15 protein-coding genes are annotated in these 15889 nt (G+C 67.6%); 5 read left to right on the top strand and 10 right to left on the bottom strand.

The annotated features are described in order from the left end of the window. Nucleotides 1-3 precede the first annotated feature (3 nt). From ACMPH2_RS01045 to ACMPH2_RS01020, 6 genes are all read right to left on the bottom strand, one after another. Nucleotides 4-1401, bottom strand: a complete 1398-nt coding sequence (locus tag ACMPH2_RS01045) for an MATE family efflux transporter (RefSeq protein WP_417118375.1) — start codon at nt 1399-1401, stop codon at nt 4-6. Between the two features lie 137 nt (nt 1402-1538). Continuing rightward, complete coding sequence (locus ACMPH2_RS01040; protein WP_417118374.1) at nt 1539-2465, bottom strand: carbon-nitrogen hydrolase family protein; 927 nt, start codon at nt 2463-2465, stop codon at nt 1539-1541. Between the two features lie 116 nt (nt 2466-2581). Next, nucleotides 2582-3799: a sensor histidine kinase gene (locus ACMPH2_RS01035; RefSeq protein ID WP_417118373.1), complete on the bottom strand. Its 1218-nt coding sequence runs from the start codon at nt 3797-3799 to the stop codon at nt 2582-2584. A gap of 79 nt (nt 3800-3878) precedes the next feature. After that, nucleotides 3879-4658 carry a response regulator transcription factor gene (locus ACMPH2_RS01030; RefSeq protein WP_303132026.1) on the bottom strand — a complete coding sequence of 260 codons (780 nt, stop codon included), beginning with the start codon at nt 4656-4658 and terminating at the stop codon, nt 3879-3881. Between the two features lie 63 nt (nt 4659-4721). After that, entirely contained in the window at nt 4722-5276 is a 555-nt protein-coding gene (locus ACMPH2_RS01025) for a UBA domain-containing protein (protein ID WP_009278506.1), read from the bottom strand. Nucleotides 5277-5510: 234 nt separating this feature from the next. After that, complete coding sequence (locus ACMPH2_RS01020; RefSeq protein WP_417118372.1) at nt 5511-6662, bottom strand: hypothetical protein; 1152 nt, start codon at nt 6660-6662, stop codon at nt 5511-5513. Nucleotides 6663-6839: 177 nt separating this feature from the next. Between ACMPH2_RS01020 and ACMPH2_RS01015 the strand changes: the two genes are divergently transcribed. Continuing rightward, nucleotides 6840-8216 carry a glutamate-5-semialdehyde dehydrogenase gene (locus ACMPH2_RS01015; protein WP_417118371.1) on the top strand — a complete coding sequence of 459 codons (1377 nt, stop codon included), beginning with the start codon at nt 6840-6842 and terminating at the stop codon, nt 8214-8216. Between the two features lie 90 nt (nt 8217-8306). On the opposite strand, the gene ACMPH2_RS01010 is transcribed toward ACMPH2_RS01015, so the two are convergent. Next, nucleotides 8307-9227 carry a putative ABC transporter permease gene (locus ACMPH2_RS01010; protein WP_417118370.1) on the bottom strand — a complete coding sequence of 307 codons (921 nt, stop codon included), beginning with the start codon at nt 9225-9227 and terminating at the stop codon, nt 8307-8309. Nucleotides 9228-9237: 10 nt separating this feature from the next. Then, complete coding sequence (locus ACMPH2_RS01005; RefSeq protein ID WP_009278510.1) at nt 9238-9768, bottom strand: HD domain-containing protein; 531 nt, start codon at nt 9766-9768, stop codon at nt 9238-9240. A 174-nt stretch (nt 9769-9942) separates the two neighbouring features. Here ACMPH2_RS01005 and ACMPH2_RS01000 point away from each other — a divergent pair, with 174 nt between their 5' ends. Further along, nucleotides 9943-10107, top strand: coding sequence for a hypothetical protein (locus ACMPH2_RS01000; RefSeq protein WP_417118369.1), 165 nt, complete (start codon nt 9943-9945; stop codon nt 10105-10107). Between the two features lie 458 nt (nt 10108-10565). After that, entirely contained in the window at nt 10566-10865 is a 300-nt protein-coding gene (locus ACMPH2_RS00995) for a GNAT family N-acetyltransferase (protein WP_062531689.1), read from the top strand. A 195-nt stretch (nt 10866-11060) separates the two neighbouring features. Here ACMPH2_RS00995 and ACMPH2_RS00990 read toward each other — a convergent pair whose 3' ends face one another. Beyond that, a complete protein-coding gene (locus ACMPH2_RS00990; RefSeq protein WP_417118368.1) occupies nt 11061-11999 on the bottom strand; it encodes a 3-hydroxyacyl-CoA dehydrogenase in 939 nt (312 codons plus the stop codon). Nucleotides 12000-12201: 202 nt separating this feature from the next. Between ACMPH2_RS00990 and ACMPH2_RS00985 the strand changes: the two genes are divergently transcribed. Continuing rightward, nucleotides 12202-12600, top strand: a complete 399-nt coding sequence (locus ACMPH2_RS00985) for a DUF1304 domain-containing protein (protein ID WP_417118367.1) — start codon at nt 12202-12204, stop codon at nt 12598-12600. 161 nt (nt 12601-12761) lie between these two features. Here ACMPH2_RS00985 and ACMPH2_RS00980 read toward each other — a convergent pair whose 3' ends face one another. Next, entirely contained in the window at nt 12762-13712 is a 951-nt protein-coding gene (locus tag ACMPH2_RS00980; protein WP_417118366.1) for a helix-turn-helix domain-containing protein, read from the bottom strand. A 259-nt stretch (nt 13713-13971) separates the two neighbouring features. On the opposite strand from ACMPH2_RS00980, the gene ACMPH2_RS00975 reads away from it, so the two are divergent. Continuing rightward, nucleotides 13972-15888: an ABC transporter ATP-binding protein gene (locus tag ACMPH2_RS00975; protein WP_417118365.1), complete on the top strand. Its 1917-nt coding sequence runs from the start codon at nt 13972-13974 to the stop codon at nt 15886-15888. Nucleotide 15889: the final 1 nt, after the last annotated feature.

Raw genomic sequence — 15889 nt, 5'->3', positions numbered from 1 at the left:
TCGTTAGGCCGCCCGCTCCTCGCGCCCAAGCTCGCCGAGGATGCTCGCCGCCATGGGCAGCGCCACCAGGCCCGTGATCACGTCGGTCAGGGGCTGGGCCAGCTGCACGCCCAGGAGCCCCATGAAGTGCGGCAGCACGGTCACGACCGGGCCGAGCACCAGGCCCAGCCTGCAGGCACCCAGGATGGTGGCGCGCCACATGCGCCCCGTGGTCTGGAGCAGGAAGTTGGTGATCATGGCCATGCCCGTGATGGACATGGTGAAGCTCTCGACGCGCAGGGTGAGCGTGGCTATGCGCACCACCTCGGGGTCGTCGTTGAAGAAGGCAACCAGCTGCGGCGCGAAGGCGCAGGTGAACACGCCCACAGAGAACACCGCGACCAGCGCCGCGCGCACCGCGAACGCATAGCCCTCCCGGATGCGCCCGAAGCGCCGTGCCCCGTAGTTGTATCCCACGAGGGGCTGGAAGCCCTGTCCGATGCCAATCTGCACGTAGTTGCCGAAGCCGCAGATGCGCTGGACGATGGCCAGTCCCGCGATGGCCGCGTCGCCAAACGGCCGCGCGGCGTCGTTGAGCAGCGTCGTCGCCACGCCCAGCATGATCTGTCGTACGAAGGACGGCACGCCGCCGTTGTTGATCTTGAGCGCCATCTCCCTCGTGGGATGCCGCAGCCACCGTAGGCCCAGCGGCGTGATGCCCGCTCTCTGCATCTGGAAGACCAGGAGACAGAAGCTTATGAACTCGCAGATGACGGTGGAGGTCGCGCTGCCCGCGATCCCCATGCCGCAGACGTAGATCAAGAACGGCGTCAGCGCCATGTTGAGCACGGCGCCCGTCATGATGGCCGCCATCGAGTAGAAGGCCTCCCCCTCGAAGCGCAGCTGCATGTTGAGCATGAGCGAGCTGCACATGAACGGCGCGCCCATGAGGATGATGCCCACGAAGCGCCGCGCGTAGGGGAGGATAGTGGGGGTCGACCCGGCCAGGAGGCAGATGGGGTCGATGAAGACGTTGCCCAGCACGGCGACGACCAGCCCCAGCGTCAGCGTGCAGGCGAGGCCCGTGGTGGCAAGCACGCAGGCCTCGTCCCTCTCCCTCGCCCCAAGGTGGCGCGAGATGGCATTGCCCGTGCCCTGCCCGAAGTAGAAGCCTATGGCCTGGATCGCGGTCATCGCGACGAACGAGATGCCGATGGCACCCGACGCGGAGGTGCCCAGGCTGCTCACGAAGAAGGTGTCGGACAGGTTGTAGATGCTGGTGACCAGGTTGGAGAGGATCGAGGGCATGGCGAGCGAGAGTATCAGGGGCCGGATGGGCTCCTCGGTCATCTGCCGGAACTTCTCCTCGGGGGTCTGCCTGCCCCTGTGGTGGGCTTCGGCCGCGTCCGTCCGTGCGGTCACGTCTGTGTCGTCTGCGTCGCTTCGCATGAGAGGCATGATGCACCGAAGCCCGGCGTGGCCCGTCGGGATGCTGAGCCGGTGCTCACATCCTCACGGAATCGTTACGTGCGGGAGGGACGAACCGGCCGAACGAGGTCCTACCGGTCGCTCACGCGCAGCTCGAGCACGTCGGGCCGGGCATAGTGGCCCACGGGGTCGAACTCCCACTTGCTCGCCGCCACCTGCTGCAGGTCGAGCTCGGCATAGATGACGCCCGGCTCGTCCCACAGGGGGCCGGCGGCGTAGTGTCCGTAGGGGTCGACCACGCAGCTCCCGCCCGTGTACACCACCTCGTCCAGCGCCTCGACCTCCTCCGGCTCCGCCAGGTCGGCCGGGTAGTCCGCTCGCTCGACGTAGGGCGCGCAGTTGACCACGAAGCAGCGCCCCTCCAGGGCGATGTGCCGCAGCGTGGCCTGCCACTCGGGGTTGCAGTTGGTGTTGGGGGCGAGGTAGATGGTCACGCCCCTCTGGTACAGCGCGACGCGCGCCAGGGGCATGTAGCTCTCCCAGCAGATGAGGGTGCCCATCGGCCCCCAGGGCGTGTCGGAGGTGGGGAAGTAGTGGTCCTGGGCGTCTCCCCACACCACGCGCTCGAGGCCCGTGGGCTTGAGCTTGCGGTGCACGGCGTCGACCCTTCCTTCGGGGTCGATGACCACGTTGCTGTTGTAGAGCGTGCCGCTCGTGGCGTCGCGCTCCGATATGCCCACGCTCACCCAGCTGCTGGCCCGGCGCGCCGCCTCGGCGATGGCCCCCACCTCCGGTCCGTCGACCAGGACGGAGCCGTCGTAGTAGCGCTTCCAGTCGAGCTGGCCGGCTGGCTTGCGCGCACCGGTGACGAAGCCGAAGGTCAGGCCATGCGGGTAACCGGGAATCGCCAGCTCGGGGAAGACGATGAGGTCGCTGGGGCGCTCGCGCGAGACGTGATCGATCGTCTCCACCATCCGAGAGGCGCAGGTGTCGCGGTCGAAGATCGTGGGCTGCATCTGCACCACGGCGATGCGGCAGGTGTCGGCGAGTTCCCTCATGCGCTGCTCCTTCTGCGGGCTTGCGAGTCGTGCAAAGGGGAGAATAGCCACCCCACGGCGGGCGGCCGCCGTGGGGCCATGACATTTTACGGGGGAGAAGCACGGGGCGTCCCCCGTCAGGCGCGTCCATCCGCAGAGACGGGAAAGCTCACGGAGAAGCGCGTGCCCACGCCCTCGCGCGAGACGACGTCGATCGTCCCCTGGTGCGCGTCCACGATCCACTTGGCGATGGAGAGTCCCAGCCCGGTGCCGCCGACCTCGCCGCCGCGCGCCTCGTCCGCGCGCCAGAACCTCTCGAACGCGTGTGCCACATCACTCTCGCCCATGCCCATCCCCTCGTCCTGCACCTGGTACGAGACGCGGCCGTCCCTGGCTCTGGCACCGAGGGTGATGGTCGACCCGGTCGGGGAGTACTTCGCCGCGTTTTGGACGATGACCCTTATCGACTGCTTGACCATCGCCAGATCGCCCGTCATCTGGTAGCGGGGGTCTCCCTCCGCCCCCTCGGGGTTCTCGAGCGCGTAGCGGTGGGCGTCATCGATCATGCACGACTCCTCCCACACGTCTGCCGTGACCTCGGCCAAGTTGAGGGGGGCCATCTGGAGCGCGTTGCGGCCCGAGTCCCCGCGGGCCAGGAAGAGCAGCTGCTCGACGAGCTCCTGCATGTGGTCCGTCTCGGCCTTCAGGGACTCGATCGACTCCTCGAGCACGGCCTCGTCCGTCTTGCCCCATCTGTCGAGCATGTCCACGTAGCCCTTGATCACGGCGATGGGCGTGCGCAGCTCGTGCGAGGCGTCCGAGACGAACCTCGTCTGCTGCTGCCGGGACTTCTGCATCTGGTTGAGAAGTCCGTTGAGCGCGACCTCGATGGGTTGTAGGTCCTGGTCGCCGGTGGTGACGCGCGGCGAGTCGACCGTCGCGCGCGAGATGGCCTGCTCAAGGCTCTCCATCTTGTCCGCCTCGATCCCGCCGGCGCCGCTGCCCATCGCCTCGGCGTCCAACGCCAGCTGGTTCAGCGGAAGGAGCTTGCGCCGCACGCGCCTGGTGTCTTCCGGCAGGCTGAGGAGCGAGACGAGCTGCCATGAGCCGGCGGCGACGGCGACGGGTCCCATGAGGCGGAAGAGGTCTCCCATGGGGAAGCTCGTCCTCGTTCCGTCGCCGAGCAACACGTCCAGGCTCAGGGCCTCTGGCCTGTCGCCGTCCGTGGCGAGCTCGAGGGAGGCAATGGCATTGGGGGAGCCGGCCCGCAGGGCCCCCTCGGGGAGCTTGCTGGCGCACTGCACTGCGAAGCTTGCCACGAGCGCCACGCAGACGAACAGGTCGAAGGCAATCATCCCGGCCAGCCTTCTCCACCAGAAGCTCCAGCTGATCGAACGGGCGGTGGAGGGCATGCCCTGCCTGACCGCCCTGGCGCTACCCCTCCCGGATGACATACCCCACCCCGCGGACGGTCGTCACGAGCCTCATGCCAAAGCGGTCGTCGATCTTGGAGCGGATGTGACGCACGTAGACGTCGATGGCGTTCGTCTCGCCCGCGTACTCGTAGCCACACGCCAGCTGCAGGAGCCGATCGCGCGTCATGACGATGCCCTCGTTCTCCATGAGGGCGCGCAGGACTTCGAACTCGCGGTTCGTGAGCTGGACCTCCTCGCCCGCGACGGTGACCTCGTGCCTCTCCACGTCCAGGATCACGCCGTTGGAGCTGAGCACGTGGCGCGCGGGATCCCTGGGGCTGCCGTCGGTGTCGTCCCCGGCGGGACCGGTCTCGTCTCTCGTCGTTGCGGTAGCAGCCGCGACAGGTGCGTCGGCCGCCGAGGCGGTGCCTGCGGTCGCCTCCCGGCGCTTGAGCGCCACGCGGATGCGAGCGAGCAGCTCCTCGATGGCGAAGGGCTTCGTCACGTAGTCGTCGGCCCCTGCGTCGAGCCCCGCGACCTTGTCCATCACGGAGTCTCGCGCGGTGAGCACGATGACGGGGACGTCACGCTCCCTGCGGATGCGGCGCAGCACCTCGAGGCCGTTCAGCTGAGGAAGGAGCAGGTCGAGGAGGACGAGGTCGTAGTCACCCGAGAGGGCGGCGTCCACCCCCGACCTGCCGTCGGCGGCCTTGTCCACCTCGTACCCCTCGTGTGTCAGCTCGAGCTCCACGAAGCGGGCGATCTTCGCCTCGTCCTCGACCACAAGAATCCTGCTCATGCACCGCTTCCGTTCGGACGTGTCTTGCGGTCGGGCCCGAACGCACGGGCCCGACCGCGAATCCTATCTTTTCTCGTGTCCCATGACGTCGCGCTTGAGGGACTCCGCGCCCGAGGCCGCCTTGTCCATGGCCTCGTTGACGTCGACGGTCACCCTGCCCACCCCCTCGAAGTGGTAGTGGCACTCGAGGAACAGGCCCACGACGAGCACGGGCAGCGTGATCGCCCAGGCGAACAGGGCGAGCACCAGGACCAGGACGGGCACGGCCAGGATACGCCGCCCGTGTCGATCCACCACGAAGGTGACATCGATGCCCTTCCTCAGCACGCGGCGGCAGCCGTCGCAGAAGCGCTCGAAGCCCCTCTCGAACCTGCCTCCCTCGCTTGCCTGCCGGTAGGCGTCCTGGGCCTCCGCCATCTCGGGAGATATGCCACCCTGCTCGCTGCCGGCGGTGGAGTAGCTTGCCGTCTGGGGCCTCGCCTTGCCTTCGTTTTCCAGGTAGACGATGGCATCCAGCACGTTGCCGCCGCTTGCGTCGAGCGCCAGCTTGGCATCGGCGTAGCCCACGCCCGTCTTCTCGCGAATGAGCTCTACCTTCTCGAGGTCGTCCATGACCATGCGTCCCTTCCTCTTGCGGGTGTCGCGTGGGTGGCAACCGCTGCCATCCGATGATTGCATGGTGACAGGCCAAGATTAACCGACCCTTAGGCATAGATTACGTTCGGATGATGATTGGGCCGCACCGGAGTGCTATGTGGCACGCGAGGGGCGACGCCCGGGCACGCCCGCACCGCCTGGTCCTCTCGCCCGCCTCGTCCCATGCGGTCACCGCCGGGCGTCCATCACTCGTCGCTAGGCGTCCTGACCTTGGAACGCGCGGACGTCGTCCACGAGCACCGCGAGGTAGGGGCGCGAGCCCTCGGGGGCGTTCCCGTCCACCAGGAAGAGCGCGAACCTGTCGTCGAACACGAAGTGGCGCGGCTGGCTGATGTCGAGTGGAGGCGCAGCTGATGTAACGGCGGTGATGGCTGCCTCGCTCTTGACCCTGCCACCCTCGTTGTCCAGGTCGAACTTGAGGGTCTGCACCGCCTGGGCGATGCGGAGACCACCTCCGTTGGGAAGCGCGAACTCCAGGCCCTCGAGCTCGTCGTACTCCTTGAACACGTCGGTGCTCAGCAGGGGGCACTCGAACTCGTCGTCGTCCCCGAGCGCCCTCTGCGCCCCCGCCGACTCGGTCCTCGACGTCGCGTTGTCCCACATGTCCGAGAAGCTCTGGCCCTCGGGCGACTTCACCAGGACGAGCTCGTCGCCCTCCTTGGTCGAGACCCTGCAGGCGCAGTGCGCGTGGTCGTCGTAGTAGAGGGGGGTGACCTGGGCGAGAAGGTCGCTCCGCTCCGCCCCGTCGGTCTCTGCTGTCCCGAAGTACCTGACTCCCTCCGTGTGGCTGGGGCCGAAGGTGCCGTCGTAGGGTAGGAGCGCGAACGGGCGCTCGAACGAGAACCGGCGATAGAGCATGGCGTAGAACAGCGTGGTGTCTGGCTCCGCGCTCTCCCAGTCCAGCAGGTCGAGGAGGTCGCTTCGCTGGCCGAAACGCTGGTCGATGGCCTCCTCCATGGTGCTGCGGGCATCTTTGGTCATGGGGCCGGCGTAGCTGTAATAGTGGTCGTCCGAGACCATGCCCGCCTCGAAGGGGCTCCCGTTCAGGGCGTCCACCAGCTCGTTCGGTCCGGCGGTCGGCTCGAGAGGATTCCCGTCGTTGTGGTAGGCGAGAAGCTCGTCCCAGCACAGCTGGAGCGGGGCGCACCAGGCGGCGTTGCCTTGGACCGGCAGCGTGTCCGCGGCGACGAGCGTCACGCCGGCCTCGTCGGCGCGACGGGGAGCGATCTGCCTTTCGTCGTCGCTGGGAGTGTGAGTGGCTTTCCACGCGAGCGGGGCGGCGATGGCGGCGACGACGATCGCGCACGCTGCGACCACGACGATTGCAAGGGACCTTCTCTCCTTCATGGGACCTCCTCGACGACGTGCGGGGTGGGTGACGATGGCGACGGGCTCGGACGGCTCCTGGAGCGTAGACGGCTCTTGGAGCGAATATACCAAAGCGTTTCCGTCTGCGCCGCCTGACGTCCGGGTGGGCTGGCAGGCCCGTATACTGGTCCGAATACGGACGGCGGGGGAGGAAGCATGTCTGACGGCATCGGCAGGGTCGACGTGGCGGGGACGGGCGGCGCGACCGGGATGGGCGACATGGTCAGCACGAACGGTGCGGCGGTCGGGACCGGCATCGCGGAGGTCGCCGCGCGCATGAAGCTGCAGAGCCCGGAGCTGGCGGCAACATCTGTCGAGCGGAGGAACGCCGCCCTCGCGGGCATCAGGGAGGCGCTCGTCGCCAGCGCCAGCAGCGTTTTCGCTGCCAACGAGGAGGACGTGCGCGCGGCCGAGGAGGCGGGGGTCTCTCCCGCGGTCGTCAAGCGCTTGCGCTTCGACCAGCACAAGCTCGACGACGTCTGCGCCGGCATCGACGGCCTCGTGGGCCTTCCGGACCCCGTCGGTCGCATGACGCTGCGCCGCGAGCTGGACGACGGACTGCTGCTCGAGCGTGTCACCTGCCCCATCGGGGTCGTCGGCGTCATCTTCGAGGCGCGTCCGGACGCCCTGGTCCAGATCTCGGCGCTGTGCATAAAGAGTGGCAACTGCGCCATCCTCAAGGGTGGGTCCGAGACCGCGCGCACCAATCGTGCCCTCTTCGCCCTCATCCACGGCGCCGCGCTGGAGGCCGGGCTGCCCGAGGGCTGCCTCTTCCAGGTCGAGGCGCACAGCCAGGTCGACGAGCTTTTGGCCTGCGACCGCGACGTCGACCTGCTCATCCCCCGCGGCTCGAACGCTTTCGTCCGCCACATAATGGACAACACGAGGATTCCCGTGATGGGTCACGCTGACGGCATCTGCCACGTCTACGTGGACGCCGCGGCGGACCTCCGGAAGGCCGTGCGCATCTGCGTTGATGCCAAGGTCCAGTATGCTGCCGCTTGCAACGCGGCCGAGACCCTGCTCGTGCACCGCGACGTTGCGGGAGACTTCCTCCCCCTGCTCGCCGACGCCTATCGTGCCGCCGGGGTCGAGCTCAGGGGCACAGACGAGGTCCGGGCCATCGTGGGCTGCGTGCCTGCGACGGACGCGGACTGGGACCGCGAGTACCTCTCGCTCGTCATATCCGTCAAGCTGGTGGGCGGCGTGGACGAGGCGATCGACCACATCAACCGACACGGCTCCCACCACACCGACGCCATCGTGACCGAGGACGATGCCGTGGCAGAGCGCTTCATGCAGTTGGTGGATTCGGCCGGCGTGTACCAGAACGCCTCGACCCGCTTTGCCGACGGCTTCCGCTATGGCTTCGGTGCCGAGGTGGGCATCTCGACCGGGAAGCTGCACGCGCGCGGCCCGGTGGGTCTGGACGGTCTGGTCACCTACAAGTATCGGCTGCGTGGCTCCGGTCAGGTGGTCGCGGACTACGCCGAGGGCAGGAGCCGCTTCCGCTTCCGCGACCTGAGGCTCTAGGGGAAAGGGTCCCGCGCGCGTCGTCGACGGCTAGGCCTATGCCGGTCAGCGGTCGCCGCGCTGGCTGCCGGCCGTAGCCGAGTGCGGGGGCTACTCTCCCCGGCGCTCCTCCACGGCGTCGTGGACGCGTTCGGCGGTCGCTCGTGCCATGCCCTGCACCTTCTGGTAGTACTCGTCGAAGACGCGCCGGTAGTCGCTGGGCCTGAGCGACGGGAAGGCCCTGAGGAGTCGAAGCTCCTGGTCGGTCAGGCGAGAGGAGAAGCTCGAGGCGAGCTCGTCGAGTGAGGGTACCTGTGGCAGGTTGGGCATGCCGCGAAGCTCCGGCGTTGCCTCGCGCAGCCTGTCGCGCGCCCCGGCGAGACGACGTCTGAGCGAGGCCTCCATGACCTGGCTCCAGTCCTTCACGCGGGCGAGCTCGGGGCGGGAGGGGAGCAGCTCTCGCACGGAATCCAGGCGCGCGGCAGTCTCCTGCTTGAGGGAGTCCATCTTCGCGCGCAGGCTTGCTATGCCCACGTGCGTCACGACGAGGTCGGCGAGCATGAGCGTGGCGCTCGAGCACGAGACCGCCACGAGCTGCGTGTCCCTGAGCGAGGCGACCGCCGCCGCGAGGGGCGGCTGCGTGACGTAGGTGACCAGCAGGCAGCAGCAGCCGAACTGCAGGAATCCGCCCGCCCAGATGCGCCCCTGCAGGTTGAGCGGCTTGTCCGAGTAGTCCCACCAGCGGGCGTGGTACATCCTCTCCATCACGTACGAGGTGATGTACTCGAGGAGGCAGCTGAGCGCGCCGCCCGTGAGAAACACTCCGAGCGGACTGCCAATCCGCGAGAGCAGCAGGGCGGAGGCGATGCCGCCGCAGCCGTAGATGGGCAGGTAGGGTCCATTGAGGAAGCCACGGTTGATGAAGTGGCGCTCTGCGACGGAGCAGTAGGTGCTCTCCACCACCCAACCTCCGACGCAGTAGAAGAAGAAGTAGGTCCAGGCAACCATGAGCTGATGGATGGCATGTGGCAAGGCGTGCCTCCTAGGCGTCGTCGCGGACGGAGGCGCCGAGGCCCGCGCGCAGGCGCAGCCAGAAGCCGTCGAGGGTCTCGGACGTGGCGACCATCTTGTCTGCAAGGCAGAGAAGCGCTGCCTCGCGGCAGCTGGGCGGCATGGGTGTGAGGGGGAACATGTGCCTGCGGACCATGTTCTGCTCGATGGGGCCGATGCCAAAGTCGCGGATGGCGTTGGCGCAGGCAAAGCCAGGGTGCCTGAAGCCGTGGAGCCTGTGGCTGGGGTCGGGGTCGTGCCAGTCGTAGAGGAAGTAGTCGTGGAGGAGGGCGCCGCGCAGGAGGGCGCGCTCGTCCACGGGGATTCGCCAGCTGCGCGCGAGGCGCACGCACTGCCGGGTGACGGAGAGCGAGTGGGCGAAGACGGTGGTGGTGCCGTGCTGGATGCAGCGCCGCTCGATGCGCATGCCCTCGGAGTCGAGGATGTCCTGGCAGTGTCGGCGGACGAGATCCATGCTCCGCGAGCTGGGGCTGATAGGCTTTCGTGGGACGCTGGAGGGCATGCGATGGTCCTTGCTGCTGGCGTTGTCTGCATATGACGGGTGCCATTATCTGCCCGCCGCGGTGTCGTGGCGGCGCCTTCGACCCGATTCCGCCGAATGCGCAAGTGGCGGGGCGACGGCCCCAGCGCGAGCGAACGCGTGCCGTCGGCGCCCAACAGGCGCAAGTGCACGCTAGTGTCATCCAACACGCGCGAACGCACGCTGGTGTCATCCAACACGCGCGAACGCACACGTGTGATTGCATTTGTCCAGATGCTGGGAGCCGTGCATGTGCGCAACAGCGTGTTCGCCGAGCCAATTGTGCGCAACGGCGTGCGCGACGGCTGCGGCATCTACTGACAACGCCCAATGCGTCTGCCGCGTCATCGATAGCGCCAAACGCGTCCACCGAATCGTCGAGAACGTCCAACGCGTCTAATCGACAGCAAAACCCCAGGTCAGTTTTTGTCTCTAGACGCGTTGGACGCTTTCGCGCGGGAGCCAGACGCGTCGGACGTTTTCGTACAGGAGATAGACGCATTGGACGCTTTCGCGTAGGAGATAGGCGTGTGCATCGCTAGATGTGCACAGCGGCGTGCAGGTGAGAGGGACGCGTGCAGCGGCGTGCAGGCGAGAGGGACGCGTGCAGCGGCATGCAGGCGAGAGGCGCGTGCTCGCACGGCGTGCACGCTCGCCGAATCCCAACGGCTCCCATGTCGCGCCATTGGGTACATAGCTTTACATAACTCGAACCGCCCGCCCCTCCGCTCCATGCGGTGTGGGTAGCGGCGCAGGCCACCAGCAGAAGGGAGTCTGGCATGAACATGCAGACCGATGACGACAAGCTCAGCTTCGTGGGAGACTACGGCGACGTGCTAGGCGAGGTCTCGTTCCCCGAGGACGAGGACGGCATCCTGAACTTCAACCATACCTACGTCGCGCCCAGCGAGCGCGGCAGCGGCATGGCAGGCCGCCTCATGGGCCAGGCCGTCCGCCACGTGCGCTTCGCGGGCAAGAAGGCCCGTGCGACCTGCTCCTACGCCATCCGCTGGTTCCAGAAGCACCCGGAATATGCCGACATCCTCGTGGAGCCTCCTGCGGCCGAGCCGGCAAAGTAGTCTCGCTCCCAGCAGGTGAGGGACCTGCACCGCGTCAGGGCAGGCGGGAGGAACCCGCCTTCTCGCATCAGCCCAGCCGCATGCGCACGAAGAAGCGCGCCCGCAGCCGAACCCAGCTGCGGGCGCGCCGCGTTTCCGGGCAGGCTCCTGTCGTCCATCAGCCACGACCTGCCCCGCGATACCTACTATCGAGCTCTACTTGCGGTAATCGTAGAAGCCCTTGCCGGCGTTGACGCCCGTCTCGCCTGCGTCGATCTTCTCCTTGAGCTTGGCGGCGATCTTGCCCTGGATGGTCGAGGGGTCCTTGGCGCGCGGGTCCATGACCGCAATGTTGTACGCGGTGGTCAGGCCCACGATGTCCAGGATGCGGAAGGGGCCGGCGGGCGCGCCGGTGCCCAGCTGCCAGGTCTTGTCGATGGTCTCGGGGTCGGCCACGTCGTTTGCCCACAGCGCCTGCGAGGCGTTGAGGAAGGGTACGAGCATCGAGTTCAGGATGTAGCCGGGCTGCTCCTTGTGGAGCTGCAGGGGCACCATGCCTATGGCCTCGGCGAACTCGACGACCATGTCGTAGTACTCCTGCTCGGTGCCGGCATGGCCCATGACCTCGCCGGTGTTGTTGCGCCAGATCTCGTTGGCGAAGTGCAGGGCCAGGTACTTGGCGGGACGGCCGGTTGCCTCGGCGAAGCTGCTGGGCAGCATGGTCGAGGAGTTGGTGGCGATGACGGTCTTCTCGGGCAGGTGCTTGGCCAGCTCCTGGTAGAAGGCGGTCTTCTGCGCGGGATCTTCGGCGATGGACTCAATGACGAGGTCGGCGTCCTCGGCCGCCTCGGCATAGCTGGTGGTGAGCTTAAGGCCCTCGTATGCCTTGGTGACCTGCTCCTTGAGGGCGTCGATGCCCGCGTCGTCGGGCTTCTCTGCCGCGAAGCCGCGGGCCCACGCGGCGGGGTTGGTCTTGGATGCTTCGAGGGTCTGCAGGTAGATGTCGCGCAGGCGCTCGAACTTGGGCTTGGCGCGCTCGATGGAGGCATCGCTCCTCAGCCACACGGTGACGTCGAAGCCGCGGAATGCGGTCTGGAAGGCGATCTGGCTGCCAAGGACGCCGCCACCGGCGACTACGACCTTCTTAAAGTTCATGATGGTTCTCCCTTCGGAGTGTCTTGTTGCGCGCAGCGCCATTGGCTGCGGCAGGGGTTGGCGCGCCTGGGGCGCTACCGTTAGGCGCAGTATTCCCACTAACACGCCGAAATGCCACACAATACGAATTTATTTTTTTGGTCCGTGGCGGGTGGTCGTTGGGTACAAGGCCAAGGTACGAAGGTATTGCAGAAGGTCCGGGATGCCTCCTGCGGTCACGAATCGTTTGGGGTTCGTCATGAGCATCGTCACCACCACCCTGGCCACCCTCGTGGGCCTGGAGTTTCTCTACATCATGTACCTCGAGACCTTCGCCACGGCATCGGAGTCCACGAGTCGCGTATTCTCGATCCCAGTGGGCGAGCTCGAGGGCAAGACCGTGAGCACCCTCTTCAAGAACCAGGGCGTCTACAACGGCCTCATCGGCCTGGCCATCCTCTGGGGCACCTTCCTCAGCGGAAGCCCCCGCGAGGTTGTGGGCATGCTCCTGGTCCTGGTGGTCCTCGTGGCCATCTATGGCGGCATGACCAGCAGCCGCTCCATCATCTGGAAGCAGGGCGGCCTGGCGATGGTCGCCCTCGTGACCCTGGCCCTGCTCTAGGGGAGAGGGGCGAGCTGCCGTTGCGGCAGAGTTTCGCGTTCGGGCCCGTGCATGCCAGGCGGCGGGCGCAGGCCTCGCCTCCACTGGAGACGAATTGGCGTCATGCACGTGCGCGCCAGGCGGTGGGGTCGACCGCCAGCGCGGTGAGCGGCACCGCGAGGTCATGCCCGTGCGCGCCAGGCGGTGGGGGAGAGGCCCGTCTCCCTCCTGAACGCGCTTGAGAACGCTGCCGGGGTGGAGTAGCCCACCGCGCGGGCGACCTCCGCCACGGGCATGCGGCCCTCGGCAAGGAGGCTGCGCGCCCGGCGCATCCTCGAGCCGCGCGCATAGTTGCCCAGCGTCTGTCCTGTGATGTGCTTGAACACGGCACAGAGGCGGGTGTGGCCACAGTGGGTGGCACGGGCGATCTGCTCCACGGAGGGCGGCCCGGAGGGTGCAGCGTCTATGATGCGTCGGGCCTCCCGGACGAGGGAGAGGTCCTCCCACGAGAGCCCTCCGGACTGGGCAGAGACCGTCTCGTCCGCCCAGCTCAGAAACCTTCCGACCTCCTCATGGACGTCTCGTTCGAAGGTCGGTCGCTGGTCGGTGCGGCCCAGCCTCCACGTGCCCATGCGCGCCAAGAGTCCCCTCAGCTCCTCGTTCACGTCATTGGGGTCGAGAAGCGACAGCTCGTCCTTCACCGACGAGAAGTCGCGCCCGTAGATGGCGGCGTTGCGCCTGAAGAAGTCGGGCGTGAGGCAGAGGCTCGTGGAGCGGATCCGCTCGCCCCTGCCGAGGAACGACTTGGTCTCGCCCGGGTCCTGCGAGAACGCCGCCACGTTTCCCGATGCGCGGAGGTTGGTGATGGGGACGGGCGAGTACGCCGCCGAGTCGCGCGACCCCACGCAGAGGCAGATCGACTCGATGGGGTACTCCCTGAGCACGTAGTCCTCGCTCACGACGAGGTCGAGGAAGTTCACCAGGCAGCCCTCGGTGGGGGACACGTTTGCCATCCGCCCGCGGCTCCAGCCGTCGTATGCCTCGGCCACCAGGCCGTCGGAGCGATGCCGGAAGGCCCGCGCGTGCATCTGGGCCAGCTGTGGCTCGAAGAGCTGCCTCAGGCTCTGGTTCATTCTCGCCTTTCTCCCGCGTCTCATTCTTGCCGGCCGTGCCTGCCCCAGCGCGCCCGTCGAACCCGTCCTGTACCCCGCACTTTCGATTTCTTCCGCACGTGGCGGACGACCTCCCCCGCGCCTGCGAAATATAGTTTACTCAAACTAACTATTCGTGTTCCGGGGAGCCGGCGCGACCGCGTCCGGCGTCCGACGCCTGGTGCCCTTTGCCTGGCGCGCGGTGCCACAGGGGCCCGCCCGGGCGAGCAAGGAGGTTCTCATGACAGAAAGGAAGGCCGAGGGGGGCAAGTCCCCCCAGGCACGGGAGAGGGGCGGCACGTCGCGGCAGGGCGGCGGACTGTCCCAGATCCTGAGCTTCGCGGGAGGGCACAGGCGCTTCACCTACCTGGGCATCGTGCTCTCGGCGGTGTCGATGCTGCTGGGCTTCGTGCCCTACGTCTGCATCTGGCTGGTCGTCCGCGACCTCATCGCGGTCGCTCCCGACTGGTCGGCCGCGACCAGCCTCTCGACCTACGGATGGGTCGCCTTCGTCACGGCGATGGTGGGCATCCTGGTCTACTTCGGCGCCCTCATGTGCACGCACATTGCCGCGTTCCGCACCGCGAACAACATGCGCAAGGCCTGCGCCGAGCACCTCATGCGCGTGCCGCTGGGCTACTTCGACACTCACGCGTCCGGCGAGATACGCCGCATCATCGACGGCTCAGTGGGCCTGACCGAGACCCTCCTCGCCCACCAGTTGCCCGACATGGGCGGCACCGTGGCCATGGTCGTGGGCATGCTCGTGATGCTCTTCGTGTTCGACTGGCGCATGGGCCTCGCCTGCCTGCTCGCCGCCGTCATCTCGGTCGGCTGCCTCATGAGCATGATGAGCGGCGATCGCATGGACTACATGAACAAGTACCAGGCCGCCATGGACCGCATGAACAAGGCCGGGACGGAGTACGTGCGCGGCATACCCGTGGTCAAGGTGTTCCAGCAGACCGTCTACTCCTTCAAGGCGTTCCACGACGCAATCAAGGACTACGGGGACATGGCGCACGAGTACTCCGTGACGCTCTGCCGCGTCCCGCAGTCGCTCAACCTCACCTTCGTGGACGGCGTGGTCGTCCTGCTGGTTCCGGCGGTGCTGCTCATCGCCCCCGGCGTCACCGACTGGGCGAAGTTCCTCACCGACTACGCGTTCTATGCGATCTTCTCGGCCGTCATATCCACCGCGTTGCAGCGGCTGATGTTCGTCGCCGCCTACACGCAGCAGGCGGGCAACGCCATGAGCCGCATCTCCGGCGTCCTCGCGGCACCGACGCTCGCGGAGCCCGCCGAGCCCCGCCACCCGGCGGACGCCTCCATAGCCTTCGACGACGTGTCCTTCTCCTACGAGGGTGCGGCCACGCCCGCCCTCGACCACGTGAGCCTCGAGGTTCCCTCCGGCTCCACCGTGGCGCTCGTCGGCCCCTCTGGCGGCGGCAAGACCACGGCCGCGAGCCTGGTCCCCCGCTTCTGGGACGTTGGCTCCGGCGCGGTGCGCGTGGGCGACGTCGACGTTCGGCAGATCGCCCAGCACGAGCTCATGGACCAGGTCGCGTTCGTGTTCCAGAACGACCGCCTGTTCAAGGGGACCATCCTGGACAACGTCCGCGCCGCGCGGCCGGACGCGACGCGCGAGCAGGCGCTCGCCGCGCTCGAGGCGGCCCAGTGCTCCGACATCGTCGCCAAGATGCCCCACGGGGTCGACGAGTTCATAGGCACGGGCGGTACGTACCTCTCCGGCGGAGAGGTCCAGCGCATCGCGCTCGCCCGCGCGATCCTCAAGGACTCTCCCATCGTGGTCCTGGACGAGGCGACCGCCTTCGCCGACCCCGAGAACGAGGCTCTCATCCAGCGCGCGCTGGCGCGTCTCGCCAAGGGTCGCACGGTGCTCATGGTGGCGCATCGCCTCTCGACGGTGAGGGGCGCCGACCAGATCGTGGTGCTCGACGCAGGTCATGTGGTGGAGAGGGGCACGCACGATCAGCTGGTGGCCGCAGGCGGCCTGTACGCGCGCATGTGGGCCGACTACCAGACGGCCGTCGACTGGAAGATAGCGGGGTCGCGGGGCGGGTCCTCCGGGGCCGCGCCGTCAGCGAGAGGGGCGGCCGCAGGCGCGGACGCCGCAGCCACCGGAAGGGAGGCGTAGG

Origin of the sequence: Olsenella phocaeensis (assembly GCF_048189965.1) — a bacterium.
Taxonomy (GTDB): Bacteria; Actinomycetota; Coriobacteriia; order Coriobacteriales; family Atopobiaceae; genus Olsenella_I; species Olsenella_I phocaeensis.
Note: the sequence above shows the minus strand (reverse complement) of the source record. Positions and strands in the feature narration are given on the sequence as shown.